Here is a 25677-nt window from a genome sequence, read left to right as displayed (position 1 = left end):
GCCATTCCGGCAGCCCTGTGCGCGGCGCGCGGATCACTGTGCGGCAGTATCAGCTCGAGAGGTCGTTCACCGAGGCGGACTCATTACCGGACAGCTTGATTCCCAAATTGGCGGCGGTGCGATCCACCTCGTCGTCGGCGTGCTGGAACTCGATGGCCGACCCCGCGGACAGCACTTCGACGTTGAGGCACAGCGACTGGAGTTCCTTGAGCAGGACCTTGAACGATTCCGGAATGCCCGGCTCCGGGATGTTCTCGCCCTTGACGATCGCTTCGTAGACCTTCACGCGACCGACCACGTCGTCGGACTTGATGGTCAGCAGTTCCTGCAGGGTGTAGGCCGCACCGTAGGCCTGCATGGCCCAGCACTCCATCTCACCGAAACGCTGACCACCGAACTGCGCCTTACCACCCAGCGGCTGCTGGGTGATCATCGAGTACGGACCGGTCGAACGCGCGTGGATCTTGTCGTCGACCAGGTGGTGCAGCTTCAGGATGTACATGTAACCGACCGCCACCGGGTACGGGAACGGCTCACCCGAACGACCATCGAACAAGGTCGCTTTACCATCCGCCCCGACCAAGACCTCACCGTCGCGGTTGGGCAGCGTCGATGCCAGCAATCCGGCGAGTTCTTCCTCGCGGGCGCCATCGAAGACCGGTGTCGCGAGATTCGTGTTCGGGGCCGCAGACAACAATTCGTCGGGCAATCGTTCCGCCCAGTCCGGACGAGTCCCGTCCGGGAGCTGAATGTTCCAGCCTGCTTTGCCGATCCAGCCCAGATGGGTTTCCAGGATCTGGCCGATGTTCATACGCCGCGGCACACCATGGGTGTTGAGGATGATGTCGACCGGGGTACCGTCCGGCAGGAACGGCATGTCCTCGGTCGGCAGGATCTTGCCGATCACACCCTTGTTACCGTGCCGGCCGGCGAGCTTGTCACCGTCCTGGATCTTGCGCTTCTGCGCCACATACACCCGCACCAGCTCGTTGACACCCGGCGGCAGATCGTCGTCGTCCTCCCGGGAGAACACCCGGATACCGATCACCTTGCCGGACTCACCATGAGGCACCTTCAACGAGGTATCACGCACCTCACGCGCCTTCTCACCGAAGATCGCCCGCAACAGCCGCTCCTCCGGCGTCAGCTCGGTCTCACCCTTCGGGGTGACCTTGCCGACCAGGATGTCCCCGTCACGCACCTCCGCGCCGATCCGCACGATGCCACGCTCGTCCAGATCCGCCAGCACCTCATCGGACACATTCGGGATATCCCGCGTGATCTCCTCCGCACCCAGCTTGGTGTCCCGAGCATCGATCTCGTGCTCCTCGATATGAATCGAGGTGAGAACGTCCTCCTCCACCAACCGCTGCGACAGGATGATCGCGTCCTCGTAGTTGTGACCCTCCCACGGCATGATCGCCACCAACAGGTTCTTACCCAGAGCCATCTCACCGTTCTCGGTGGCGGGTCCGTCCGCGAGGACTTGACCGATCTCGACCCGCTGGCCTTCGTCCACGATCGGACGCTGGTTGGCACAGGTGCCCTGGTTCGACCGGTTGAACTTGCGCATCCGGTAGCTCTTGCGCGTGCCGTCGTCGTGCATGACGGTGACGTAGTCGGCGGAGACTTCCTCGACCACACCGGCTTTCTCGCTGACCACGACGTCACCGGCGTCGACCGCGGCGCGCAGCTCCATACCGGTGCCCACCAGAGGGGCCTCCGAGCGGATCAGCGGAACCGCCTGCTTCTGCATGTTCGCGCCCATCAGGGCGCGGTTGGCGTCGTCGTGCTCGAGGAACGGGATCATGGCGGTCGCGACCGACACCATCTGGCGCGGCGAGACGTCGACATAGTCCACCTCGGCGGAGCTGACGAGTTCTACCTCGGAATCCTTGCGGCGCACCGCGATGCGCGCATTGACGAAACGTCCGTCGGCGTCCAGCGGCTCGTTCGCCTGCGCGACGACATGCAGGTCTTCCTGGTCGGCGGTCAGGTAGTCGATCTCGTCGGTGACCCGGCCGTCGACCACTCTCCGGTACGGCGTCTCGATGAAACCGAACGGGTTGACCCGCGCATACACCGACAGATAGCCGATCAAGCCGATGTTCGGGCCTTCCGGGGTCTCGATCGGGCACATCCGGCCGTAATGGCTGTAGTGCACATCGCGGACTTCCAGACTGGCACGCTCCCGGGACAGACCGCCCGGACCGAGCGCGGACAGGCGGCGTTTCTGGGTCAGGCTCGCCAGCGGATTGCGCTCGTCCAAGAACACCGACAGCTGCGAGGTGCCGAAGAACTCCTTGAGCACCGCGACGACGGGACGAATGTTCATCAGGGTCTGCGGCGTGATCGCCTCGACGTCCTGGGTGGTCATCCGCTCGCGGACCACGCGCTCCATGCGGGAGAGCCCCAGCCGGATCTGAGACTGGATCAACTCGCCGATACTGCGCAGGCGACGATTGCCGAAATGGTCGATGTCATCGACCTCGACTCGCACCTCGACGCCACCGGGGCCGGTCATCGTCTTCTCGCCCGCGTGCAGGCGCAGCAGGTATTCGATGATCGTGACGATGTCCTCTTCGGTCAGCGCCAGTGCGCCTGCGCCGGTGCGCATGCCGAGTTTCTTGTCGATCTTGTACCGGCCCACGCGCGCCAGGTCGTAGCGCTTCTCCTTGAAAAACAGGTTCTCCAACAGGGTCTGCGCGGACTCCTTCGTCGGCGGCTCACCCGGACGCAGCTTGCGATGGATATCGAGCAGCGCCTCATCGGTGCCCGCTGTGCCGTCCTTCTCCAAAGACGTCATCATCACTTCGGAGAAGCCGAAGCGCTCGACGATCCGCTCACTCGTCCAACCGAGCGCTTTCAGCAGGACCGTCACGGGCTGGCGGCGCTTGCGGTCGATGCGCACACCAACGGTGTCGCGCTTGTCCACGTCGAACTCCAGCCACGCGCCACGCGACGGGATGACCCGCACACTGTGCAGATCCTTCTCCGTGCCCTTGTCGACCGTGTGATCGAAATAGACACCCGGCGAACGCACCAACTGCGACACCACAACCCGCTCGGTGCCGTTGATGATGAACGTGCCCTTATCGGTCATCATCGGGAAATCACCCATGAAGACCGTCTGGCTCTTGATCTCACCGGTGTTGTTGTTGATGAACTCCGCCGTCACGAACAACGGAGCCGCATACGTCATGTCCTTGTCTTTGCACTCATCGATCGAGGCCTTGACCTCCTCGAAGCGTGGATCGGATAGCGTCAGCGACATGGAGCCTGCGAAGTCCTCGATCGGGCTGACTTCCGCGAGCACCTCCGCCAACCCGCTCGCACCGGATTCGCCACGGGCGGTGGCCCGTTCGCGCCAGGCGGGCGTACCGATCAACCATTCGAACGAATCGGTCTGGATTTCCAGCAAGCCCGGAACTTCGAGGGGCTCGCGGATCCTCGCGAACGAGAGCCGTTCCGGTGTGCGGGAGACTCCGGAATCGGCGGGCGTCGCGGCATAGACGTCGGTCTGACTCGAGACTGTCAAGATGCGTCCTTCCAGCACCTCATGACGCCCGCACATTCGCGTGGGCGTCACGGTATCTGCTTGTCCTGTGGGCGGTGATTCACATGGCGCACCGTGCTGGACCGTGTCCGAACATGACTCGACAACAACGGGTGGAAGGCGGCACGCAGACCATGCCGCTTCCACGGTCAATTCGTATTTCGAGAGTTGGACAGCACGCGACCCGGCGCGAAGCCCTAAATTACACCTGAATTCGACCGATGTCGAGAGGCATCAAGAAATAGACACACGCTTTCTGGTGTCTTCCCACTTTTATAGTTGCATCCCACTCCGCCCTTCGTCAAGTCTATTAGCGGTAATTCGCCAGCATTACTCGATCGGGTCGCCTGCGGTGGCGGTCGCTGCGACGCTCGCGACCGGCTTCCTCGCTGCCCGGACGGCAGTCGCCGCGACGATGGCGAAGGCCGTGCCGCACCACAACGCGTGCGCGGGTTGCCCGGTGTGGTCGACGACCACGGCGGCGGTGGCGGGGCCGAGAACCGCGCCGATATTGAACGCGGTGGTGGCCAACGCGCCCGCGATGCGCGGAGCGGCGGGCGCCGCGGTCTGCACGATCGTCGTGATCAGTGTCGATCCCACCCCGAACGCGAGCGCTCCGGACACCGCCGCCATGATCGCCACTCCGGACAGTGTGTGCGCGGTCAGAGCCGCCAGCAGCCAGATTCCTATGAGGCCGGTCGTTCCGAGCGTGACGATCCGCTCTCGATCGCGGTCGCTGTAGCGGCCGGTGAGTGTGACGCCGACGAACGAGCCGACGCCGAACAAAGCCAGCACGATCGGAACCCAGCGGCTGTCCGCTGCGGAGAGCGCGGCGGTGATCGAACCGAGGAACGTGAATCCCGCGAAGGTCGCCGCGTTGACCAGAACCGCGACCAGCACGGAGGTGAGTACCGGACGTGCGCCGAGTACCGTCCACTCCCGCAGCAGGGAGGGTTGCGGTGCGGCCGGGCGAACACCGACGCGGGGCGCCATCGCCCACACCGGGATCAACGCTGCCCCGCTGACGATCGCGACGGCCCAGAACGCGGCACGCCAATCCCAGACCTGCCCCAGCACAGTTCCGGCCGGTACACCCGCGATACAGGCAACGGTCACTCCGGACACCACCACCGAGGTCGCGCGCCCCACCACGGCAGGGCCGACCAAGTGCGGCAGAGCGGCCAGCGTGACGGCCAGGAATCCGGCATCGGCCACCGCCGCGACGACCCGAGTCGCGAGCAGCACGGCGAACTCGCTGGTCACGGCACCGACGACATGAGCAGCGCAGAACACAGCCAAGAACGCGGCCATCGAATGCCGGAGCGGCAATCTGCCCGCCGCCATCGCCGTCATCGGCGCGCCGAGCACCATGCCCGCCGCGAACAGTGAGGTCAGCAGGCCGGCGGTGCCGAGCGAGACTCCTACGTCGACGGCGATTCGCTCCAGCAAGCCCGACACCATGAACTCGGATGTGCCCTGCGCGAAGACCGCGACAGCCAGCACGAACACCACAATGGGCATAAAAGGAACTCCCCGTATACAGGGCGCCGCACAGGTGTCGAGGCGCCCGAGATGGTCGCAGAATCGGGCGAATCGTCACCCGATGCGGAGAAACCAACGTTGTCCGGCGTCGCGAAATAACCCACCAGTCGCACTTCGACCAGCGGTTGGGCATTCACAACGCCGCCCGGCGCATATGCCGGGCGGCTACTGTCTGGACGCCTCCGGAGAATTCACGACCACACCATAACAATGCACACGGACGAGACCAACGGGATTTTCACAGCCCTCGCAGGCGGGCCATGGCGGCGCGATTCGCGGAAGGATCGAGCGTTATGGCCGCCGCCCATACATGCGCCGCGACGGCGCGCTGGTCGAAGAGGGCTATCCAGGTGTCGGTGTGCTCGCGGGTGTCGCCCACGCAGGTGGGCGTCGGTCCGAGTTCGGGCAGGTGGGTGTACGTCAGCGATGTGTAGGTGCGCCCTCGGGCATCGAATATCGTTGCCGCGCAGATAGAGTCGGCGGTGGCGCGATCGGCCAGGCGGCCCGCGGCCGCGGCCTGTATCGCCTCGTGCGGGACGCCGTGCGGTCCGGTGAACATCTCGCCCACCGTCAGGTAGGCGAGCCCGAATGCCCACAGGCGGCCGGGGAATCTCCGGATCAGCCATTCGGCCGAATCCAGGATGGGGGAGCGTTCGGCGTCGGGGTCGAGGACTATCGGGGTGTGGGCGGCGTCGTGCGCGGCGGCGTCTCCGGTGCGGGCGAATCCCCAGAAGTGCACGGTGTCGGGGTCGGCGGCGTCCGCGCGACGCTCGGCCAGCATGGCCGCGAGTATCGAATCGATCGTTGCGCTGGTTGGGTATCGGATGGGGGAACTCGTCGGCTTCCGGGACTTGTCCCGTGGTCGATTCCGTCGGTTGGGCATTTCGGTTACCTGTAGGGGGTCGGGTCGGGCGAACCGCCAGGCCGGGGCGATGTGGGAAGGTCCGCGGTGCGTGCTCCGTGTGCGGGCAGCAGAACGTCCCAGAACTCGGTGCGGACCGCGTCCCAGAGCCGGAAGTGGCGTGGGAACCATTCGCGCACCTGCGCCAGATCCGGCAGGGCGCGCTCATCGAAGGCGACGAAACCGTTCTGGCCCAGCGGAATCGGCACGGTGTCGCCGTTGTTGCGCAGCCGGTAGGCAGGTGTGGGATCGGAGTCGTCACGCAGGAAGACGATCTCGATGCGACTACCCACCACCCGCCAGGAAGCCTGCGCCGCTCCGACTGTGGTGCGATGCAATCCGCTCACCCCCGCGAAGATTCCGGCGGAGTCGGCAACGCCGACAATTGCTCCAGCACTGCTCGGATCGTGTGCACGTCGAGAGTGCGGTCGGTGTCGCCGCGCTCGTCCTGTGACGGGAACCGGAGTCCTCTTGCGGCGGCGCGTTCGCGGTGGCTCACCGCCTGCGGTGTCAGCCGTCCGGTGATGACCAGTGTGCGGTACGCCGCCGCCTTCCACGCACACCGCTCGATCCGGCAGGCCAGGTGGGCGCGCATTTGCTCGTGCGCCAGCCGCACGTCGGCATGATGGCAGATGCCGGGTGGAACGAGTAGGCCGCCGACTGCCTCGCGACGCCCATGCCGGTGCGACCATGCGCCGTCACTCGTCGGCTGGCGATCGCACGTATTCGCCTCCGATGCGCGGGAATTCGTGACGAAATCGATTTCTGTTCCGTGTTGTTCGGGCATGTGCATATGCTGCGAACGTGCTCACGACGGGGAGCTCGAATCGACCGGTGCCCGGCAAGCAGCGCGTAGGCGCTGAGCGCTTCCCGAGTGGGCGGACGTCGATTCTCGCCGTGGGAAAAAGCAGGTCACACCGTGGGACAGCAGGGGAGGACACAGCGGAAATGGTCGGTACCAAGTCGGACGTCAGCCGGACGACGCTGCCACGTCGCCAGTTGGGCCGCGCACTGCGCGACGCACGTCAGGCCAACGGTTACACCCTCGAGCAGGTAGCCGAAGTGCTCGAGATCAGCCGATCGTCGCTCGCGCGGCTGGAATTGGGGCAGAACGAGAAGATCAAGGTCCGGGATGTCGAGTTCATCTGCGAGTACTACGGGCTGCCGGAGGAGCGGATCGAGTACCTGAAATCGCTCGCCGTGCAGGCGCGTGTGAGACCTTGGTGGGAGGACTTCCGGGATCTGGTACGACCCGGTTTCAACACGTATCTGCAATTGGAGGCAATAGCTACCGGGCTCCATTTCTATCAACCTCTCGCGGTGCCCGGCTTGCTGCAGACTGAGGACTACGCGCGAGTGATGGCGGCAACTCCACCACCCAACGCGCCAGAAGAAGTGGAGCAGCGTGTCGCACTTCGGATGAGACGGCAAGCGATCCTGACGCGACGACACAAGCCGTTGCCTGCTGAATTTCTGCTGCACGAAACGGTGGTGCGCACCGTTGTTGGATCGGACCGCGACATGTCTTCCCAGCTCCGCCATGTGGCCGATATTGGGACGCGCGATAACGTGTCGGTCCGAATCGTCCCTTTCAGTGCTGGGTTCCCAGCCGGATTACCGATACCGCCGTACATCATCCTCGACTTCCCGCGTGACGAGCCATCTGTTGTCTATACCGAAGGAGCGATAGGAACAATGATCTTCGAGGAACACGATGACGTGCAGCGACATCGAGAATTCTACGAACAGTTGCGGTGCGGTGCGCTCGGAGAACAAGCCTCACGAGACCTGCTGAGGAACCTAGCGCGGAGGTACGAGCGGTGACCGTAAAGAAGTCCGCCGTCCACTGGTTCAAATCGCAGCACAGCGGAGACGCCGAAGCGTGTGTGGAAGTCGCGTGGCTCGATAGGGGCCGGGTCGGGGTCCGCGATTCGAAGAACCCGACCGGCCCGGCATTGATCTTCACGCCGGGTCAGTGGGACGCCTTCGCTGCGTGTGTCATGGATGGCGCATTCGATACGCACTCTGCTCAGTGAAATCGCGGTGACCGGAGGACGGCCGGGACTTCGGCGCCACAGCCGATGTCCAGGCCGTATTGGTCGCGGCGACGTAAGTCGCGCATCAGTGGCGCATCCAGTTCAGTGTCGGTTGAGCCAGACTGCTGCCAGCGGGTACGGGGCAATGATCGGAGTACCTGCGATATTCACCGTTCCGCTCCAAAGCCCTTGCCGGGGATCGATGTCATGCAGGTCGAGTCCAAGCGGCACGAAGTCGAACGAAACATACGTCTCGTCCGGGCCGACAGGCGTCTGATGCCCGCTCCGGCTCGAGGTGCCGCAAACCAGCGCCACTGTCCTGCCATCCACAAAGACTTGCAGGTCGCAGTTCTCGATCGGCGACCCGATCACATTGGAGGGACCTCTCCCGATGTGGTAGCTCCCCGGCGGGATGACGCCGTTGCGCGGAAACTCCGGATCGTCAGCGGAGGCGACGGCGGGAGCGATCGAGACTGCGGCGGCAGCCAGGGCAAACCCGGCCACGATCTTGCCGAACGCCATGAATCCAGCTCCTTTGAACTTTCGTCGAACTCGTTCCTATGTCCTAGCTTTCGTCCATCTCGTGTTACTGCACTGCCACTCTAGATCGGGGCCTGAACTCCTTACGGCCCGACGAGAAGACGACCACTAGGCGTCCCAGCCCCTGACTCCCTGCCGCGGCACGCTTGTAAGCGCAGGACCACCTCTCGACCAGCGCAGGCAGGGATCGCCAGGGGGGTCGTCTGCTACTGTTGGCGCACTTGAGTCGTCACGGGTCGAGAGGGTGGGGATGAGTCGTCGAATCCTGTTGGCACTGCTCATCGGAGCGCTGGCGACCGGAGCCGTGGGATGCGAAGACACCACGAGCGGATCGCCCACGACGGGGTCCGGCACTACTACGGCACGAGCTCTGTTCAACCCGTGCACGGGTATTCCCGACGAGGCGCTTCGGGCGGCTGGGGTCGATCCGGCCACGAAAGAGGCCGGTATCGCGGGGGTGCACCAATCCGGCTGGGAAATATGTACCTGGAAGAGTCGCAGGTACCACTTGAGCGTATTCTCCACCGGCCGTTCGGTGGCAGAGTTCGAGCACAAGCCCGGGAACGTCGACTTCCAGGACGTCACGATTGCGGGCCGTACAGGGCGTCAATTCCGCGTTGAGGGCGCTTCGAAGGATCTGGACTGTGATGTCGTTTTCCCCGCGTCTCAAGGCGTTCTGCAACTACGCATCCTGAACAACGCTGTGCTGGAAGATCTTGAGAACCCATGCACGATCCTCTCCCGAGTCGGAGGGGCGATCGTGCCCGTGCTGCCGAACTGACCAGGGGGAGTGGTAATGACGGTTGACAACGTGGGCCAGTGGCGACGACTCGCTGACCAAGCTCGCGCAGGTGAGTTGTACCTCGATGATGAGCAGGTGGCGCTCCAGTGCTTTTCGGCATGCGAACAACGTCTGAGGGAGATCAACGATTTGCGTACGTACGCGAGCAACGCTCAGAGTGTCTCTGGCTTCGGTGATTTCGATATGGCATCCAAGCTGGTCGCCAAGTTCCTGAAGCAGGCTACTGGAGATTCCAATTCCATCGACCAGATAATTCGCGAACACATCGAGACCGTGAAGAACATGCGCGAGGTCATGGCGATCTCGTTCAAGCGCATTACCGGGCAGGACATCGAGAGTGCGGCGCAGATAGCGAACACCACCGACCGAGTGGGCTGACGACCTAGCCGCTGCCAGCGGCGGAGGCGCCCTCGAATCCAAATTTCCTATCCAGAGTTATCAGGGTGATGATGAACGACGGACTGCTTGATGAAATCGCTCGGTTCCACGCCTACACCAAGGCGCTTTCCGGTCTGATGCGGGAGGTTTTCGGCGCTGCGCCACATCGGACGAGCGGTCGTGACAAGACGGGAGCGGTCGAGGCTACACTCTCCGAGACGGGGCAGTTGATCGAGATCGTCATCTCCGACAACTGGGGGCGGTACATCGACCGAGGTGAGATCGGCCGAGCTGTGCTCGACGCAGTCAAAGATGCCGAGCAGCAGCGCTTCGTATCAACAATGACAACCGCGGTGGACAACGGCACCATCGACCGACTGGAAGCGCTTGACATGAACGGCGTGGTCCCGACGAGATTCGATCCACCAGAGCTATCGCGAGGCCCCGTAGTCGGTACTCCCCAGCTGGTCGAAGAGGCCCTTCAAGCCATGAGCGGCCGAAATGAGGAAAAGCTAGGGAAATCTGTTGGAGCGATCGAAACGGAAGACGACCTCTATGCATCGGTCACTCTTAGTCGTAGCGGCGTCCTCGACTGTGACGTCCGTATCCCGTGGGGGATGGATGCGGGGGGCGGCAGGCTCGCATGGGCAGTCAAACAAGCATATGACGAAGCGCATCGTCTGCTCACCGCTGAAACCAGCGGGCGCGTAGACACATTCAGCACCTTGATCAACGATGCCATGCGGTCGCTGGCGTCGATGCAGGATCAATCGCCGAGGGGGAAGATATGAGTCCAGGAAAACTCGAAGTCGCGCTCGACTCGCTGCGGGCAGACGCGAGCGTCTGGGATCGTGAGGCGGGCGCGATGTCGGATCTGAAGTCCAGGTTGGAAACATTGAAATTCAACCGTCTACAAGCTGGATTGTTTCAGTTCATCGTCGATGCCAATGACGAACTCGTCAGCAAGATGTCCGACCGATCAGCCGAGGCCTCACGGCGTTTTGCCGAAGTAGCCGATACCCTCCGCTTCTGTGCTGATACATACGAAGCAGAGGATGCCGCAGGGAAACATCGCATCGACAACGTGTGGTAGGGGAGGTTCTCGTAATGACCTTTGATGTTGCATCGTACGATTTGGTGGTACGTGAGCTCGAGGAATTCTTGAAGAAGATCGACGGAGCGATCAAGGTCGATGTGCCCTATGCTGAAAGCGCAGCTCTTGACCTTCCGTATGCTCGTTTGATTCCGTCGGTCCAGCGGGCGATCAAAGTGTGTGCAGACAAACTCGTCGAGGTCTGCAAATGGATTTGGGAGAAGATCTACGAGATCGTACAAGGGATCCGGGCGCCGTATGAAATGTACTTGCGCGGCAACGACTGGGCGGCAGTACGCAACGTTGTGACGAGCATCCAGGGCGAGATCGACCCCAATAATCTGCAGGCCAACCGGACATGGAAAGGTGCGGCACAGCTTTCGTACCTCAAAACGAACACGTCGCAGAGCGCAGCTTCCGGAAAGATGGGAGATGTATCGGATAAGGCTAGGAGTGCGATGGTGGAATGTGCCGTCGGAGGCCTGGCGTTCTATAGCGGGATTCTGGTTATCTGTGCGAGTTTCCTGGTCGGCCTTGCCAGGGCGATCGGAGAGTTGGCGAGCGGCATCGGCGCACCGATCAGTATCGCTGACATCGCTGCGACATCAGGATTGGCCGCGGGGCAGCTATGGGCTGGGGTCACGCTGGTGACCAGTTTCGTCGGACTGCAAGCCAAAGCTTTCAGCGAACTGAATGCTGCACTCTCCGATAACAGCACCTTCCCTGGCGGGTGGCCGGATTCGCAAGCGGGAACATTCGCCGACGCATCGGTAGAGGGGGATGGCGAATCCAAGTGGCAGCTGAGCTGAACGAGGACGAGCGCAGGCGTAGACGGATCGAGAGGTGGGAACTGGGGGTCCGCTTGTTCGGTCTCGTCGTGACAGCCATTACGCCCACCGTAATCGGATGGGCGCTCACCTCTACGTTCGTGGGCGAATTGGTGGGCGTCGGGGCCGCGCAGCGCGGAGCAATCGTATTCGCGCTGGCGGTGCAGGTATTCGGGATTGCGGTCAGTCGACGGCAGCCACCTGAGGGGCGGATGCGGGCGGTGGTCCGCGGCGTTTTCGTCAGTGCGTACGCGGCGGTGGCGGTAACGGGAGCGGCGGCGGTGATGCGGGGTTTGATGGGTCAGGTCGAGAACTGGGAGATATGGGCAGCTACGCTCTATCTGGCGCTCATATTTTCCCTTCTCGCCGTGTTCGAGCAATGTGTTAAGCCGTCACGACCGTTCGGTGCGTCACGGGGTGGCGGCGATGGCGAATAGGCGTTCACGCGGGGCTGGGTAGGCCGCGTCATACCCTTGGACCAGCGCAGGAAAGCTCGACCGGCGGGTCGTCTGCTACTGTTGGCGCACTTGAGTCGTCACGGGTCGAGAGGGTGGGGATGAGTCGTCGAATCCTGTTGGCACTGCTCATCGGAGCGCTGGCGACCGGAGCCGTGGGATGCGAAGACACTACGAGCGAGTCGCCGACGGCTAGTTCCAGCACAGCTGCGACGCGGGCTCTGTTCAACCCTTGCACGGGGATTCCCGATGAGGCGCTTCGGGCGGCAGGCGTTGATCCGGCAACGGAGGAAAAAGGTGTCGCGGGAGTCGACCAGTCGGGCTGGGAAATTTGCCGCTGGAAGGGCAGTCGCTACTCGATGACTGTGTTTTCGACGGGGCGGACTGTGGCCGAGTTCGAAAAGAAGCCCGGAAACGTCGAATTTCGAGATGTCACGGTGGCGGGTCGACAGGGTCGGCAGTTCAGAGTCGAAGGGGCTTCGAAGAATCTCCTCTGCGATGTCTTGTTCGCCGTACCGCAAGGTGTCATTCAATTGCGAGTGTCGAACCTGGCGGGGCTGGACAACCTCGAGGAGCCCTGTACGACACTGTATCGAGTTGGCGCGTCGATAGTGCCGGTTCTGCCGGCTTGAGCGGGGAGGGGAAAGATGAGCGAGGACAGCGCGAGACTGTGGAGCCAGCTAGCTGGAGCGGCTCGGACGGGGCAGCTTTACCTCGACAACCAGGAAGTCGCGCTTGCATGCGCAAGAGCGTGTGATCAGCGCATCAAAGATCTTCAAGATCTGGCGATCGTCACGCAAGATGTCCAGAACGTGGCCGGCTTCGGTGACTTCGAGATGGCCAACGATCTGGTCAAGAAGTTCCTGAAGCAGGCCACGGGCGAGGACCATTCAGTTGACCACGTCATCCTCGAACACATCGAGACCGTGAAGAACATGCGTGAGGTCATGGCGATCTCGTTCAAGCGGATCACCGGGCAGGATGTCGAGAACGCGGCGCAGATCGCGGGTACCACTGAGCAGGTGCGCTGATGGGGAATCCGTACGGTGGTATGCCGCAGTTCCAGATCGATCAAGGGTTGGGCTCGGCTATGTGGCGCAGTCTCACCAATTGGATCGCGGGCGAGGAGTTGCAGCCCGATGTCGATGTGGCCGGGGTGCAGGACAGGTACAACCGGCAGCGCGATGGTGTGCGCAACCGGGCCTCCGATGTCGGGTTCCAAGGTGACTTCCGGCCGAGGGAAGTTCTCGACGCGGACGAGTTCGAGCGGCACGATGTCGCCACGTTGCGTCAGAAGGTCGACCAGATCGACTTGAAGGCGGTGAATGATCTGGTGACCGCGTGGAACACCATCGCGGATCGGCACCAGACCTCACTGGAGACCTTCAAGACGGCGATGGAGCGGGCCACCGATGACAGCGTGTGGCGGGGTGAGGCGCGCAATGCCGCAGCGAGTGCGGTCAGCGACTACGCCACGCAAGGTGCGCAGGTCTCGAACGCCGCCCGGTTGACCGGGAACAAGTTGGCGGAACTGCTGACCGGGTTGGAGCCGACCAAGCAATTGGTCCCGCATGCGCCGGAACTTCGCAGCGGATGGGACAACGTGCGCGCCTTCGTCGCCGGTCGGGATTGGCGCAACGACGACGTCGCCGAGTACAACGCGAAGACCGAAGCATTGCGTGTGCTGCGAACCGTGTACGCCCCGGTGGTCATGGAGTCCGATACCAACGTACCCGTGATCCCGCGTCCGGCCTCCGCCACGAATCCGAGCGGCACCGACGACGGCAGCAGCCCGCGCGGCACCAACAACGGCAGCGGGAACCCCTCCGGGACTTCATCGCCCAGCTCGGATACCTCCGGGAAGAACCCCACCGAGGATCCGACGACCCAGTCGAGCGACCAACCCTCGGACAACGCATCGTCGAAATCGGAGTCGACCAGTACCGATCCGGCGTCCACTACGCAGGACTCGACGACTCCGGCGTCCACCACTCCCGCTTCCACAACGCCTGCCTCCACGACGCCTACGCCGAGCACAACGCCGCACAGTCCGGGGAGCCCGCACCTCAGCACTCCTGGTAGCCCCGGAAATCCGGGTTCGCCCGGTGTCTCGGTGCCGCCGAAAGGCACGCCGAACAACTCCAACGCTGTCCCGGCCGCCGCCGCGCGGACCGGTGCGTCACCCGGTCGAGCCGGTACGGGCGGTATGGGCGGCATGGCTCCCGGTGCGCGGGGCGGCAAGTCCGATGAGGAATCCACCAAGGGCATCCCGGATTACCTGATCACCCAGGAACACGGCAATGAGCTCACGGGCCTCGACGAGTTGCCCAGGAGCGTTCCGCCGGTCATCGGTGACAACCCGCGATAAGGACGTCATCGATGCCCGAGGTGCAGAACTGGCGGTTCACCGCGCTCGAATTCCGGACACTATGGGAGTCCACCGGCCGGGACGTGCTGCCGTATCCCTTGCAGCACCAGTACACGACCGAGTTCCGCTCGGAGAGTCTGCGGTTGCGGCAAGCTGCGGCGCAGTCGCTGCGTCCGCGGATCGATGACGAGTTGTTGCGCGCGGTGGAGGTGCTGCTGGCGCCGGAGGCTCGGGTGGAAGTGGCCGGATTCGCCGGTAGACGGCGGCACCGGAGGTTCAGGGCGCATGCGGGGGTGCACTACGAGCACGGCGCGGTCGCGGTGCAGGAACCGGGACCCGTCCCCGCGCACGGTGGTGACGTGGTGCTGACATTGCTGCCCGCCGGCGAGGTGGCGCGGGCTGTGGTCGATGTCTTCCCCGCTTGCGCCCCAGGGAAGGGCAAGCAATTGCAGGCTTCCACGGAGGAGTTGACAGGGCCGAGGCCGCCGGTCCGTGACGCCTGGCGGCCGACGCCCCGCGAGGAGTTCGAGCAGTTCTACACCCGCGCGATGACGTTGATCGGGCACGTCGGCGTCTACGCGATGGGCAGCGTCGACAACCGGCATATCGAGGGCCGCAAGGATTTTCAACTCAATGACGTGGAAAATGACGGCCGCTACGTTACCTTCGGCACCGACGTGCTGACGATCAAACCCACCACCTCCGAGCGCATCGTCGCCACCTTGCAACAAATGATCGCCAGGACAGTCAAGGAAGTGCGCGACGGGGTTCACCTACCGTATTGATCACCGAGCGAGGCGCTGGGTCGCCATTCCTTGCGAATGCCGCAGCCAGATTCGCCGCCCTGCGGTGTGTCGCACATGAGCCCGTATCCGTCGGGTGGGGAAACGCCCCGACGCACCGAACGTCCGCCCGTCATCCCGGTGCAGGCCGGAACCCCTTGGGGGACCCGGAATCCGTAACCCGGGCGACGAGCGGACGTTCGGTTGGGGGGCGGCACCGCCGGAGGGGGCGGCGGCGTGACGCCCGTGTCCCGCGGGGTCCGGACCGCGGGACAGGCTGCGACGGTCAGACGTTCGCGTAGGCCAGCGAGGGGACGCGCTGGATGGCGAACGAGGACCGCAGGTAGAACCACCAGGTGACGGCGGCCATCACCAGGAACGCACCGGCGTAGGCCCAGAAGGCGGGAGCCATGCTGTGCAGGTGGGTGTTGGACAACCGCAGCGCCTGCTGCAACAGCCACCCGCCGGACGCGCCGACCGCGCCGATGACGCCGATCGCGGCGCCCGCCTGACGCTTGGCGGAGACGGTGGCTTCGGCCGGGTCGAGGCCGTGCTCGGCGGCGTATTTCTTGGACTCCGCGCTGAAGATGGTCGGGATCATCCGGTAGGTCGAGCCGTTGCCGATGCCGGTGAGCACGAACAGCACCAGGAACGCGACCAGATACAGCGGGAAGCTCTTCAGTTCCAGCCCGGCCATGATCAGCGCGACCGCGATCGCCATGCCGCCGAACACGTACAGGGTGATCTTCGCGCCGCCGACCTTGTCCGACACCCAGCCGCCGAACGGCCTGCTGAACGATCCGACCAGCGCGCCGAGGAACGCGAGGTTACCGAGTGTGGTGATCCAGCCGATCTTGGCCAAGTCGGGGAAGTTGGCCTTGATCAGGGTCGGGAAGGCGAAGGAGAAACCGATGAACGAACCGAAGGTGCCGATGTAGAGGATCGCCATCACCCAGGTGTGGCGGTTGGTGAGCGCGAGCCGGTAGGACTTCCCGTCGGACTTGGCCGTGGCGATGCTGTCCATGTAGCGCAGCGCGCCGAACGCGGCCGCGAGGATGAACGGCACCCAGACCAGCACCGACAGCGTGATGCCGAAGCGGTAGCCGCCCGGGTCCTTGGCCATGATGTGCGTGCCGAGGGTGATCAGCAACGGCAGGATCAGCTGGGTCTGGGCGACGCCGAGGTTGCCGCCCGCCGCGTTGATGCCCAGCGCCGCACCCTTCTTGCCCTCGGGGAAGAAGAAGTTGATGTTGGCCATCGAGGAGGAGAAGTTGCCGCCGCCGACGCCGGCGAGCGCCGCGAGCACCAGGAACACCCACATCGGCGTGCCGGGCTGGTTGACGAAGTACGCCAGTCCGAGTGTGGGAATCAACAGCATGCCCGCGCTGAACGCGGTGAACGCGCGGCCGCCGAACCGGGGGATGGCGAAGGTGTACGGGATGCGCAGCGCGGCGCCGACCAGGGTGGGGGTCGAGGTCAGCAGCAGCGCGTTGCTCACCGCGGTAGGGTGGCCCTTGCCGAGCCCGGCGAGGAAGTCGAATCCGGCGGCGCCCATGCTGGTCACCACGGTGCCCCAGATGACCCAGATGCTGAAACCGAGATTCTCGGCGAATACGGAGAAGATGAGATTCTTGCGCGCGGTTTTCGCGCCGCCGGATGCCCAGAACGTCGGGTTGTCCGGATCCCAGTGGTCGAGCCAGCGGCCACGTTTCTGATATTCGAAAGTCGTTGTCTGCGACTGCTGGCCGGTGGCTGCTACGGCGGTCATCGGCTTCCTCTCGATTCGGCTCGACCGGCCCTCATCGCGGCGCAGTGCCGCCGGCGGCTGTCGAGTGCCTAGCTACGGTCGAGACAAAGGTATGAGTCGCTTGTTGCGTCCCCGTGGCCCTCGATGACGTTCCCGGCAATTCCGACTCACATTGCGCGGCCGGGAATGGTGACCACTTGGTTACCTGGCGCGGTTTATCGCGCGTCCGGATATTCCGCGATGAGGGAGTTGAGGAAGCAGCGTGTCGCGGAGGCGGCCCGTTCGGGGTCGCCGTCGATCACGGCGTGCACCAAGGCGGCGTGCTCGTCGGTGTAGGAGTCGTCGGACTTGGCCGTGCGCGCGCGGATGACCTGTTCGATGATGGGCAGCAGCGAGTCGTAGAACTCGAGGTACACCGCGTTGTGGCTGGCGACGACGATCGCGCGGTGCAACTGGACGTCCGCCTCGATCGCGGCGGCGGGGTCGTCGTCCCACTTCTTGTCGCGTTCGGCCAGCAGGCGCAGCAGGTTCGCGATATCGGTGTCGTCGCGGCGGCGCGCGGCCAGGCCCGCGGCGGTGACGTCCAGCGCGAGGCGCAGTTCGAGCACGTCGCGTTCCTCGGCGTCGGCGAAATATTTACCGAGAGTTCCGCCGAGATCCGATGCGGCGATCACGTACGTTCCCGAACCTTGGCGACGCTCCAGCATGCCCGCGTGCACGAGGGCCTGGACAGCCTCGCGCACCGTGTTGCGGCCGGTGCCGGTGAGCTCGGTGAGCTCCGGCTCGGTTGGGATGCGGGAGCCGATCGGCCAACGGCCGGAACGAATCTCGGCACGCAGCTGTTCGGTGACCTGGGCGATGAGGCTGGTGCGCCGGACGGGTTGCACCCCGACAGAATAACGCCCATCACAAATCATTGCCGCACATCATCCGGTCATCCTATGATTTCTCGGTGACTGCGACCCTTCCGGAAACCGAGGCTCGCCAGGAATCCGTCCTGGTCGAGCGCCGTCGACGTGCGCTGACCGAGGGCCGGGTGCTGGTCCTTGCCGCCATTGTGATGTCGGCGCTCACGTTGCGGGTCGCCGTCACCGCGTTCAGCCCGCTGGCCGAGCAGATCGGCGCGGAAATCGGTTACGGCGCGGCCGTTGTCGGTGTCTTCGGGATGCTGCCCACCGCCATGTTCGCGCTGTCGGGACTGCTCACCCCGATCCTCGCGGTCCGGCTCGGGCTGGAGCGCACCGCGCTGACGGCCATGCTGATGGCGGGCGCGGGCATGTCGATCCGGGTGCTGATGTCGGGCACCGCCGAGCTGCTGCTGTTCTCCGCACTCGCCCTCGCGGGCATGGGTATCGGCAACGTGGTGATCCCGCCACTGGTGAAGCGGTACTTCCCGGATCGCCTGGCCGTGATCAGCTCGCTGTACATCGTGATGGTGCAACTCGGCACGGTCGTGCCCGCCTTCACCGCGGTCCCGGTGGCGCAAGCGCACGGCTGGCGCGTCTCGCTGGGGGTGTGGGGCCTGGTCGGCTTCGCGGCGGCGGTGCCGTGGCTGGCGGTGCTGCGCGGTCGTCGCGGACGCGACGGCGCGGACCGCACGGCGGTGCCTGCGCAGACGCCGCACACCGGGCGGGTGTGGCGCTCGCCGATCGCGTGGGGCATGGCGGGCATGTTCGGCATGACCTCGCTCACCACGTATGCGATGTTCACCTGGTTGCCGAAGATCCTCAGCGAGGCGGGCGCGAGCGCCGCGTACGGCGGAGCCATGGTCGGTCTGTTCGCCGTGGTCGGCCTGGTCGCCGCGCTCAGCGCGCCGACCGTGGTGGCCCGGTTCCGCAATCCGTTCCCCGTCGTGGTGGGCTGCGCGGCGCTGTTCTTCATCGCGTTCGCCGGGCTGCTCATCGCGCCGATGGCCGCGCCCATCCTGTGGGTGGTCGTGCTCGGCCTCGGCCCGAGCACGTTCCCGATGGCGCTGACGCTGATCAATCTGCGCACCCGCACCCCCGCCGGGTCGGCCGCGCTGTCGGGCTTCACCCAGGGCGTCGGCTACGCGGTGGCCTGCGTGGGTCCGCTGTTGTTCGGCGTGCTGCACACGGCGACGGGCGGCTGGCTCGTTCCCTTCGCCATGCTCGGCGTCGCCGTGCTCGTGCTGCTCGCGGGCGCGTGGCAGGCGTGCAAGCCGCGCGTGCTCGAAGACACCTGGAATTGACGCGCGAAGCCGTCCGCCCGGAAATCTCACAGTTCGGGTTGCGCGGCTGTGCGAACAGGGTCAGGATGGGCGCATTCGAATTACGCGACGTAGCGCGCGTCACACCTCACCGGTCGGCGAATTCGAGATCGGCCATTTCGTGACGCACGGAAACCGTTGTGTCACACGCCTGAAACATTAGGCCGAAACTCACCCCGGGTCACCGGTAATCGTGAGCAACCGTTGATTTGACGGTCATTTCGCGCAGCATTTCGGCAATACCCATTTCCTACCGTGGGGCCAACCGACTTTGGGAGGCCCCGTTGAGCACGCTGACGCGTAACCGTCTGGAAGCGCTGGGACGGACGAAGATCCGCAGGCCGCACCTCGAGCACTGGGATGCCGAGGATGTGGCCGCCTGGGAAGCGGGCGGCAAGGACATCGCCCGGCGCAACCTGATCTGGTCGGTCTTCGCCGAGCACGTCGGATTCTCGGTGTGGTCGATCTGGTCGGTGATGGTGCTGTTCATGCCGACCGACAAGTTCGGCATCGACCCGGCGGGCAAGTTCTTCCTGGTCGCCATGCCCACGCTGGTCGGCGCGTTCCTGCGGATTCCCTACACCGTGGCGACCGCGCGCTTCGGCGGGCGCAACTGGACCGTCTTCAGCGCGGCGATGCTGCTGGTGCCGACGCTGCTCACGCTGTACTTCATCAACCAGCCCGGCACCTCGTACACGACGTTCCTGGTGATCGCCGCGTTCGCGGGCTTCGGCGGCGGCAACTTCGCCTCCTCGATGACCAACATCAACGCGTTCTATCCGCAGCGGCTCAAGGGCTGGGCGCTGGGCCTGAACGCGGGCGGCGGCAACATCGGCGTTCCGGTGATCCAGCTGATCGGCTTGCTGGTCATCGCGACCCTCGGCAATGGCTACGCCTCGCTGATCTGCGCGGTCTACCTGGTGCTGATCGCGATCGCCGGACTCGGCGCCGCGCTGTTCATGGACAACCTGCCCAACCAGAAGGCCGACCTGTCCTACATGCTCACGGCGCTCAAGGTGCCGCAGTCCTGGGCCATCGCGTTCCTCTACATCGGCACCTTCGGCTCGTTCATCGGCTACAGCTTCGCGTTCGGCCAGATCCTGCAGATCAGCTTCCGGGCGGGCGGCGACACCGTCGCGCAGGCCACCCTGCACGCCGCGCAGATCGCGTTCATCGGCCCGCTGCTCGGCTCGCTGGCCCGGCCTTACGGTGGCAAGTGGGCCGACCGCATCGGCGGCAGCCGGGTCACCCTCTACGTCTTCGGCGCGATGATGGCGGCGGCGGTGCTGGTCACCGTGGCCAGCACGCTGGCCGACAACAACAACGGCGTGGCGGGCGGCGGCGTGATGACCGCGCTGGTGATCGGCTTCATCGCCCTGTTCGTGCTCTCCGGTATCGGCAACGGGTCGGTCACCAAGATCATCCCGTCGGTGTTCGAGGCGAAGTCCAAGAGCCTGGACGCCGCGCCCGCCGAGCAGGCGGCCTGGTCGCAGAACACCTCCGGCGCGCTGATCGGTTTCGTCGGCGCCATCGGCGCCCTCGGCGGCGTCGGCATCAACCTGGTGCTGCGGTCCTCCTACGCGTCCACCAAGTCGGCCACCACCGCGTTCTGGGTCTTCATGGCCTTCTACGTGGTGTGCGCCCTGGTGGTCTGGACGGTGTTACTGCGCCGTCCCGCCGCGCGGGGTGTCGCCGCCGACTCCGACGTCGTGGCCGAAGCCGAGACGTTCGTCCTCGAGGCCGAAGCATCCCAGTCCCCGTCCGCCGGCTCGTCGGCCCGCGCTTGACACCCGATCCAGTCCAGGAGGACCCACAGATGAACCCCACAGTCGCTCGCAAGACCGCGGTGGTCGTCGGCCACGGCATGGTCGGGCACCGGTTCGTCGAGGCGCTGCGCTCGCGCGACACCGAAGGCCAGTGGCAGGTGATCATCCTCAGCGAGGAGCAGCTGCCCGCCTACGACCGCGTCGGCCTCTCGTCCTACGTCGGCGCGTGGGACGCGAGCGCGCTCGCCCTGCCCGGCAACGAGTACGCCGGTGACGAGCTGGTCGAGCTGCGGCTGGGACAGCGCGCCGAGTCCATCGATCGCGAGGCGCGCAAGGTGACCACGTCGTCGGGCGACATCCTCGCCTACGACGCGCTGGTGCTGGCCACCGGTTCCTATCCGTTCGTGCCGCCGGTGCCCGGCCACGACCAGCCGGAATGCTTCGTCTACCGCACCATCGAAGATCTCGACGGCATCCGCGCGGCCGCCGAAGCCGCTGGTCCCGGCGCGGCGGGCGTGGTGGTCGGCGGCGGCCTGCTGGGTCTGGAGGCCGCGAACGCACTGCGCCTGCTCGGACTCACCCCGCACGTGGTCGAGTACAACGCCCGGCTGATGCCCGCCCAGGTCGACGAGGGCGGCGGCGCCATCCTGGAGCGCTTGGTGACCGACCTCGGTCTGCACGTGCACACCGGCGTCGGCACCTCGTCGATCGAGGCCACGGAGAAGGGCGTCAAGGTCATGCTCTCCGATGAGTCCGTGATCGATGCCGGGCTGGTCGTGTTCTCCGCCGGTGTCCGTCCGCGCGACCAGATCGCCCGCGACGCGGGGCTGGAGGTGGGCCCGCGCGGCGGCATCGTCACCGACCTGGGCCTGCAGACCTCCGACCCGAACATCTGGGCCATCGGCGAATGCGCCGCCGTGGAAGGCGTGTGCTACGGCCTGGTCGCGCCCGGCTACAGCACCGCGGAGATCGTGGCCGACCGCCTGCTGGGCGGCGCGGGCGAGTTCCCCGGCGCGGACATGTCGACCAAGCTGAAGCTGCTCGGTGTCGACGTGGCCAGCTTCGGTGACGCGCACGGCGTCACCGAGGGCGCGCTGTCGGTCGTGCTGCACGACGCGGCCAAGGGCACCTATGCCAAGCTGGTCGTCTCCGATGACGCGAAGACCCTGCTCGGCGGCATCCTGGTCGGCGACGCCACCGCCTACTCGGCGCTGCGCCCGCTGGTCGGCCGCCCGCTGCCCGCCGAGCCGGCCGCGCTCATCTCGCCCGCGGGCGCCGAGCTCGGGGCCGACTCGCTGCCGGACGACGCGCAGATCTGCTCGTGCAACAACGTGTCGAAGGGCGCGATCTGCGGTGCGATCGCCGAAGGCGCCTGCGACATCCCGGCGATCAAGAGCTGCACCAGCGCGGGAACCTCCTGCGGCGGTTGCGTGCCCATGCTCAAGAAGCTGCTCGAGCAGTCCGGCGTGGAGATGTCCAAGGCGCTGTGCGAGCACTTCGAGCAGTCGCGCGCCGAGCTGTTCCAGATCGTGCAGGTCACCGGGATCCGCACGTTCTCGGGGCTGATCACCAAGTACGGCAAGGGAACCGGCTGCGACATCTGCAAGCCGACCGTCGCCTCCATCCTCGCCTCCACCTCGAGCGACCACATCCTCGACGGCGAGCAGGCCGCCCTGCAGGACACCAACGACCACTTCCTGGCCAACCTGCAGAAGAACGGCACCTACTCGGTGGTGCCCAGGATGCCCGGCGGCGAGGTCACCGCCGAGCAGCTGATCACCATCGGCGAGGTGGCCAAGGAATTCGACCTGTACGTGAAGGTCACCGGCGGTCAGCGCATCGACCTGTTCGGCGCGCGCGTCGAGCAGTTGCCGCTGATCTGGAAGCGGCTGGTCGACGCGGGCATGGAATCCGGTCACGCGTACGGCAAGTCGCTGCGCACGGTGAAGAGCTGCGTCGGATCCACCTGGTGCCGTTACGGTCAGCAGGACTCGGTCGGCATGGCCGTGCTGCTGGAGAAGCGCTACCGCGGCCTGCGGTCGCCGCACAAGCTGAAGCTGGCGGTCTCCGGCTGCGCCCGCGAGTGCGCCGAGGCGCGCGGCAAGGACGTCGGCGTGATCGCGACCGAAAACGGTTGGAACCTCTACGTCGGCGGCAACGGCGGCCTGACTCCGAAGCACGCGGTGCTGCTGGCCGGTGAGCTCGACGACGAGACGCTGATCAAGTACATCGACCGGTACCTGATGTTCTACATCCGCACCGCCGATCGTTTGCAGCGCACCGCTCCGTGGCAGGAGGCGCTGGAAGGCGGCATCGATTACCTCAAGCAGGTGATCTGCGAGGACAGCCTCGGCATCGCCGAGGATCTGGAGGCGGCGATGGCCCAGCACGTCGCCGGCTACCGCGACGAATGGGCCGCGGTGCTGGAGGACGAAGAGAAGCTGTCTCGCTTCGTGTCGTTCGTCAACGCCCCGGAGGAAGCCGATCCGACGATTTCCTTCGACGAATCCGGGGAGCGGAAGGTCCCCGTCCTGCTCGGACTGCCGGAAGTTCCGGTCGCCACGCAGGGGAAATGACCGCTTAACCGCATGGAAACAGAACGTCGGTACCAATGAGTAAGGCGTTTGGAGGATGACACCGATGACCGTGATCGATACCCCCGGCATCGCCGCAGCAACCACCACGGGGTGGACGCAGGCTTGCCGTCTCGACTACCTGATTCCCGGCCGCGGCGTCGCGGTGTTGCTCAGAGGTGGCCGGCAGGCCGCCCTTTTCCTGCTCGAGAACGGCATGCTGTATGCCGTCGGCAATATCGATCCGATCGGACGGGCGGCGGTCATGTCGCGCGGGATCGTCGGCGATCGCGGCGGGGTGCCCGTCGTGGCCTCGCCGCTGCTGAAGCAGGCCTTCTCCCTGGTCGACGGGCATTGCCTGGACGACGAATCGGCGATGCTGCCGGTGTACGCGGTGCGCGTGGACGACGGCATCGTTTCGATTTCCAACGAGCCGGTGGCCACCGCGCTCGTGTCCTCGGATGGATGAACGCCAATGACAACAGTTGACGCGGGCGCGAGCCTGGCCGGATTCACGGTGGGCATCACGGCGGCCCGACGGGCGGAGGAGTTCGCCACGCTGCTGGAACGCCGGGGCGCGAACATCGTTTCCGCACCGGCCATCCGCATCATCCCGCTGGCCGACGACAACGAGCTGGAGCGGGTGACCAGGCAGCTGGTCGCCGATCCACCGCAGATCACCGTGGCCACCACCGGAATCGGCTTCCGCGGGTGGATGGAGGCGGCCGAGGGCTGGGGTCTCGCCGAAGACCTGCGCGCGACACTCGGCACCACTCGGATGCTCGCCCGTGGCCCGAAGGCCAAGGGCGCCATCCGCGCCGCGGAATTGCGTGAAGAGTGGTCGCCGGCCTCCGAGTCGTCCGCCGAAGTGCTCGATCACCTGCTCGCCGAGGGCGTGGAGGGCGTGCGGATCGCCGTGCAGCTGCACGGGGCCACCACCGAGTGGGAGCCGGTGCCCGACTTCTGCGAAGTATTGCGTTGCGCGGGTGCGGATGTCGTGCCGGTGCCGGTGTACCGCTGGGTGCCGCCGGACGATCAGGGGCCGATGGACCACCTGATCGAGGCCATCGTCACCTCGGGCATGGACTGCGTCACCTTCACCAGCGCTCCCGCCGTGGCGTCGATGTTGATGCGCGCCAAGGAAACCGGGCTGCTGGAAGGGCTGCTGTACGCGCTGCGCGGCCGGGTGCTGCCCGCCTGCGTCGGCCCGATCACGGCCGCGCCGCTGGAGGAGCTGGGCGTGCCCACCTCGATGCCAGGCCGGGCGCGACTGGGCGCGCTGGCCCGGCACGTCGCCGAGGAACTGCCCAGGCGGGCCAACCGGATTCACGCCGCGGGCCACATCATCAGCGTGCGCGGCGCCTGTGTGGTGGTGGACGGTCAGGTGCGTCAGCTGGCGCCCGCGCCGATGGCCCTGATGCGCTCGCTGGCCCGCCAGCCCGGCCGGGTGGTCTCGCGCGAGGATCTGCTCGCCGCGCTGCCCGGCGGTGGGGACGACACGCACGCGGTGGAGACCGCCATCGCCCGGCTGCGCGCCGGACTCGGCACGCCGAAAGCGATCCAGACGGTGGTCAAACGCGGGTACCGGCTCGCGCTGGACCCGGCGGAATGTATCGACAACAACCCACGGCCCACCGCGACAGGAGGACCGCAGGTGCCCGGTGTCGGAATTCCGACCCGGGCACCGCGGTACATCCAGACTGCGGGGAGCTGGTGACCGCGCCCGCCCTGGTGCTCGTGGCCCACGGGACGCGCAGCACCAAGGGTGTGCAGATGATCGCGGCGCTCGCCGAGGCCGTGACGAAGGAGCTCGGTGCCGGGATTTCGGGGCCCGGCACCGAGACGCCCTGGGTGCGTACGGCCTTCGTGGACGTGCTCGGTCCTTCGCCCTCGGAAGTGTTGCGCGATCTGGTGACCCCGGCTGGGGAATCCGTTCCCGCCGTGGTGGTTCCGGCGTTCCTGGCCTCGGGCTACCACGTCTACCAGGACGTGCCGCGTGAGGTCGCCGAAAGCGACCATCCCGCGGTGACGGTCACGCCCGCCATGGGGCCGGATCCGGCCCTGGCGCGGATCATGACGATGCG

The 25677-nt window shown here is 65.5% G+C and carries 26 protein-coding genes; 18 read left to right on the top strand and 8 right to left on the bottom strand.

The features are described from left to right. Positions 1-49: 49 nt before the first annotated feature. From rpoB to ON21_RS38585, 5 genes are all read right to left on the bottom strand, one after another. A complete protein-coding gene (gene rpoB / locus ON21_RS21850; RefSeq protein ID WP_039800299.1) occupies positions 50-3556 on the bottom strand; it encodes a DNA-directed RNA polymerase subunit beta in 3507 nt (1168 codons plus the stop codon). A 330-nt stretch (positions 3557-3886) separates the two neighbouring features. After that, positions 3887-5077 carry a Cmx/CmrA family chloramphenicol efflux MFS transporter gene (locus ON21_RS21845; RefSeq protein WP_051021191.1) on the bottom strand — a complete coding sequence of 397 codons (1191 nt, stop codon included), beginning with the start codon at positions 5075-5077 and terminating at the stop codon, positions 3887-3889. 259 nt (positions 5078-5336) lie between these two features. Next, positions 5337-5879 (bottom strand): hypothetical protein, encoded by a 543-nt coding sequence (locus tag ON21_RS21840; RefSeq protein ID WP_039800297.1) that lies wholly within the window; start codon positions 5877-5879, stop codon positions 5337-5339. A gap of 107 nt (positions 5880-5986) precedes the next feature. Next, on the bottom strand, positions 5987-6346 hold the full coding sequence (locus ON21_RS21835) for a hypothetical protein (RefSeq protein WP_039800295.1): 360 nt from the start codon (positions 6344-6346) through the stop codon (positions 5987-5989). After that, a complete protein-coding gene (locus ON21_RS38585) occupies positions 6343-6615 on the bottom strand; it encodes a hypothetical protein (RefSeq protein WP_157170915.1) in 273 nt (90 codons plus the stop codon). The genes ON21_RS21835 and ON21_RS38585 overlap by 4 nt, the downstream gene beginning before the upstream one ends. 332 nt (positions 6616-6947) lie before the next feature. Between ON21_RS38585 and ON21_RS21825 the strand changes: the two genes are divergently transcribed. Then, entirely contained in the window at positions 6948-7823 is an 876-nt protein-coding gene (locus tag ON21_RS21825; RefSeq protein WP_039800291.1) for a helix-turn-helix domain-containing protein, read from the top strand. Further along, a complete protein-coding gene (locus ON21_RS37265; RefSeq protein ID WP_083880793.1) occupies positions 7820-8035 on the top strand; it encodes a DUF397 domain-containing protein in 216 nt (71 codons plus the stop codon). The genes ON21_RS21825 and ON21_RS37265 overlap by 4 nt, the downstream gene beginning before the upstream one ends. 102 nt (positions 8036-8137) lie before the next feature. Here the strand turns inward: ON21_RS37265 and ON21_RS21820 are convergent, their stop codons facing one another. After that, complete coding sequence (locus ON21_RS21820; protein ID WP_039800290.1) at positions 8138-8557, bottom strand: hypothetical protein; 420 nt, start codon at positions 8555-8557, stop codon at positions 8138-8140. A 268-nt stretch (positions 8558-8825) separates the two neighbouring features. Between ON21_RS21820 and ON21_RS37260 the strand changes: the two genes are divergently transcribed. From ON21_RS37260 to ON21_RS21775, 10 genes are all read left to right on the top strand, one after another. Continuing rightward, the gene (locus ON21_RS37260; protein ID WP_083880795.1) at positions 8826-9356 is read left to right on the top strand and encodes a DUF3558 domain-containing protein; all 531 of its coding nucleotides are present in this window, start codon (positions 8826-8828) and stop codon (positions 9354-9356) included. A 15-nt stretch (positions 9357-9371) separates the two neighbouring features. After that, positions 9372-9755 carry a hypothetical protein gene (locus ON21_RS21810; RefSeq protein ID WP_039800288.1) on the top strand — a complete coding sequence of 128 codons (384 nt, stop codon included), beginning with the start codon at positions 9372-9374 and terminating at the stop codon, positions 9753-9755. A 65-nt stretch (positions 9756-9820) separates the two neighbouring features. Next, positions 9821-10546: a hypothetical protein gene (locus ON21_RS21805; protein WP_157170914.1), complete on the top strand. Its 726-nt coding sequence runs from the start codon at positions 9821-9823 to the stop codon at positions 10544-10546. Then, a complete protein-coding gene (locus tag ON21_RS35965) occupies positions 10543-10848 on the top strand; it encodes a hypothetical protein (RefSeq protein WP_051021189.1) in 306 nt (101 codons plus the stop codon). Before ON21_RS21805 ends, ON21_RS35965 begins: the two co-directional genes overlap by 4 nt. A gap of 14 nt (positions 10849-10862) precedes the next feature. Then, the gene (locus ON21_RS21795) at positions 10863-11657 is read left to right on the top strand and encodes a hypothetical protein (RefSeq protein ID WP_157170913.1); all 795 of its coding nucleotides are present in this window, start codon (positions 10863-10865) and stop codon (positions 11655-11657) included. Beyond that, entirely contained in the window at positions 11642-12112 is a 471-nt protein-coding gene (locus ON21_RS21790) for a hypothetical protein (protein ID WP_039800283.1), read from the top strand. The genes ON21_RS21795 and ON21_RS21790 overlap by 16 nt, the downstream gene beginning before the upstream one ends. 119 nt (positions 12113-12231) lie before the next feature. Beyond that, positions 12232-12762 (top strand): DUF3558 domain-containing protein, encoded by a 531-nt coding sequence (locus ON21_RS37255; RefSeq protein WP_083880794.1) that lies wholly within the window; start codon positions 12232-12234, stop codon positions 12760-12762. A 15-nt stretch (positions 12763-12777) separates the two neighbouring features. Then, entirely contained in the window at positions 12778-13161 is a 384-nt protein-coding gene (locus tag ON21_RS38580) for a hypothetical protein (protein ID WP_157170912.1), read from the top strand. Beyond that, on the top strand, positions 13161-14498 hold the full coding sequence (locus ON21_RS35955; RefSeq protein WP_157170911.1) for a hypothetical protein: 1338 nt from the start codon (positions 13161-13163) through the stop codon (positions 14496-14498). The genes ON21_RS38580 and ON21_RS35955 overlap by 1 nt, the downstream gene beginning before the upstream one ends. An 11-nt stretch (positions 14499-14509) precedes the next feature. Further along, on the top strand, positions 14510-15283 hold the full coding sequence (locus tag ON21_RS21775; RefSeq protein ID WP_039800281.1) for an ESX secretion-associated protein EspG: 774 nt from the start codon (positions 14510-14512) through the stop codon (positions 15281-15283). Between the two features lie 283 nt (positions 15284-15566). Here the strand turns inward: ON21_RS21775 and ON21_RS21770 are convergent, their stop codons facing one another. Both ON21_RS21770 and ON21_RS21765 read right to left on the bottom strand, forming a co-directional pair. Continuing rightward, positions 15567-17048 carry an MFS transporter gene (locus ON21_RS21770; RefSeq protein ID WP_039800279.1) on the bottom strand — a complete coding sequence of 494 codons (1482 nt, stop codon included), beginning with the start codon at positions 17046-17048 and terminating at the stop codon, positions 15567-15569. A gap of 194 nt (positions 17049-17242) precedes the next feature. Beyond that, positions 17243-17914, bottom strand: coding sequence for a FadR/GntR family transcriptional regulator (locus tag ON21_RS21765; protein ID WP_039800277.1), 672 nt, complete (start codon positions 17912-17914; stop codon positions 17243-17245). A 65-nt stretch (positions 17915-17979) separates the two neighbouring features. On the opposite strand from ON21_RS21765, the gene ON21_RS21760 reads away from it, so the two are divergent. From ON21_RS21760 to ON21_RS21735, 6 genes are all read left to right on the top strand, one after another. After that, positions 17980-19236: an MFS transporter gene (locus ON21_RS21760; protein WP_039800311.1), complete on the top strand. Its 1257-nt coding sequence runs from the start codon at positions 17980-17982 to the stop codon at positions 19234-19236. Positions 19237-19538: 302 nt separating this feature from the next. Continuing rightward, entirely contained in the window at positions 19539-21041 is a 1503-nt protein-coding gene (locus ON21_RS21755; protein ID WP_051021186.1) for a nitrate/nitrite transporter, read from the top strand. A 29-nt stretch (positions 21042-21070) separates the two neighbouring features. After that, positions 21071-23596, top strand: a complete 2526-nt coding sequence (gene nirB / locus ON21_RS21750; RefSeq protein WP_039800276.1) for a nitrite reductase large subunit NirB — start codon at positions 21071-21073, stop codon at positions 23594-23596. A 64-nt stretch (positions 23597-23660) separates the two neighbouring features. Then, complete coding sequence (gene nirD / locus ON21_RS21745) at positions 23661-24062, top strand: nitrite reductase small subunit NirD (protein WP_039800309.1); 402 nt, start codon at positions 23661-23663, stop codon at positions 24060-24062. Positions 24063-24068: 6 nt separating this feature from the next. Then, a complete protein-coding gene (locus ON21_RS21740; protein ID WP_039800275.1) occupies positions 24069-25310 on the top strand; it encodes a uroporphyrinogen-III synthase in 1242 nt (413 codons plus the stop codon). Next, positions 25307-25677 (top strand): sirohydrochlorin chelatase (locus ON21_RS21735; protein WP_039800274.1); only part of this gene is annotated, 371 nt, incomplete at its 3' end. The genes ON21_RS21740 and ON21_RS21735, both read left to right, overlap by 4 nt.

Origin of the sequence: Nocardia araoensis NBRC 100135, assembly GCF_000308435.1 — a bacterium.
Classification (GTDB): Bacteria; Actinomycetota; Actinomycetes; order Mycobacteriales; family Mycobacteriaceae; genus Nocardia; species Nocardia araoensis.
This window is presented reverse-complemented; position numbering and strand designations above follow the sequence as displayed.